The 1,648-nt window shown below is 58.8% G+C and carries 1 protein-coding gene; it reads left to right on the forward strand.

The window, feature by feature from the left end:
* Positions 1 to 257 precede the first annotated feature (257 nt).
* A complete protein-coding gene (locus PQQ96_RS41910) occupies positions 258 to 1,604 on the forward strand; it encodes an IS110 family RNA-guided transposase (RefSeq protein WP_408303272.1) in 1,347 nt (448 codons plus the stop codon).
* The last annotated feature ends 44 nt before the right edge of the window (positions 1,605 to 1,648 follow it).

Raw genomic sequence — 1,648 nt, forward strand, 5'->3', positions numbered from 1 at the left:
TTCTTAGCGCAGTAACCGCGGCCGCGGTGGGCGCCCGGAAGAAACCAGGCACCGATCGCCGCTTTGGTAAGCTGGGGCGTCGCGCCGCTGAAGACCGACCCCCCATTGGTGCTATCAACGCCCGTTTCTTAGCGTGGTCCAAGGTCACGTCGGCGACATTGGTGAGTTCGTGCGAACGGACATCCCGCTTGAGAGGTTGAGCAATGACGACGTACCGTCGGTGACGCGGCACTCTTCCACTTATGAGGGAGTAGTCAATGGCACAGCGCAGCCAGTTAAAGAGGATGGAAATTGCCAACCCCAATGCAGCGGGAATTGATGTTGGCTCGGCGAGTCACTTTGTCTCCGTACCGCCAGACCGCGACGATGAGCCAGTTCGGGAGTTCAAGAGCTTCACCGAAGACCTGGAGCACCTGGCGGATTGGCTGGTTTCGTGCGGCATTGACACAGTGGCTATGGAGTCGACCGGGGTGTACTGGATTACCCTGTTCGAGTTGCTGGAGTCGCGAGGCCTGAATGTATTTCTGGTCAATGCCCGCCACGTGAAAAACGTCTCGGGCCGCAAGTCCGACGTGCTCGACTGCCAGTGGCTACAGCAACTGATGAGCTACGGACTACTGTCTGGAGCGTTTCGTCCCAAGGACGAGATTTGCGCGCTACGCTCAGTGATGCGTCAGCGCGCAATGCTGCTGTCCTACCAGTCGCGGCATGTGCAGCATATGCAGAAAGCGCTGACGCTCATGAACGTACAGTTGGCCAATGTAATTTCTGACGTTGTCGGTGAGACTGGCCAGAAGATTCTGCGCGCGATCATCGCCGGCGAGCGCGACCCGCTGAAGCTGGCGGAACTCAAAAACGGCCGGATCGAGGCGAGCAAAGAAGAGATCGCCAAGTCGTTGCAGGGCAACTGGCGGGAAGAACACCTGTTCGCCTTGACCCAGGCGGTTGAGCTGTTTGATGCCTATTCCAAAGCGCTACAGCGCTGTGACGTCCAGCTGGAGCACATGCTTAAGGCGTTGAGCCGGAGCGAAGCTGAACCCGGGCCGTCGAAGCGCCGCGTCGGCAAGGCCAAAAATGCGCCTAAGTTTGACGTACGCACCTATCTCTTCCGCATCTGCGGCGTTGACCTGACCGCGATTGACGGCATCGACATCACGACCGCACTCAAGGTAGTCGCCGAGATCGGCCCAGATCTGTCGCGCTTTCAGAACGCCAAGCACTTCGCCTCATGGCTGGGCTTGTCTCCAGGCACCAAGATCTCTGGAGGCAAGCGCCTGTCAGGGGCCACCAAGGGCAACGCTAATCGCGCTGCTCAAGCTCTCAAACTGGCTGCCGCCGCACTCCGCCCCAGCCAGTCGGCTCTGGGCGCCTACTATCGTCGAATGTGCGGGCGGTTGGACAAGGGCAAGGCCGTGACAGCGGTCGCACACAAGCTCGCCCGCCTGGTCTACGCCATGCTGACCAAAGGCACTGCCTATGTCGATCAGGGGCAGGCCTACTACGAAGAACGCTACCAGCAGCGCGTGATCTACCACCTCAGGAGGAAAGCCGCAGCCATGGGTCTCGAACTCGTCCCAATCCAGGCACAAGGACAATCCGATTGAAAAGCAACCAATCAAATCATGTACTTAAAATGGTTTCTTGAGAG

This window comes from Paraburkholderia sediminicola (assembly GCF_046027825.1).
GTDB classification, from domain to species: Bacteria; Pseudomonadota; Gammaproteobacteria; order Burkholderiales; family Burkholderiaceae; genus Paraburkholderia; species Paraburkholderia sediminicola_D.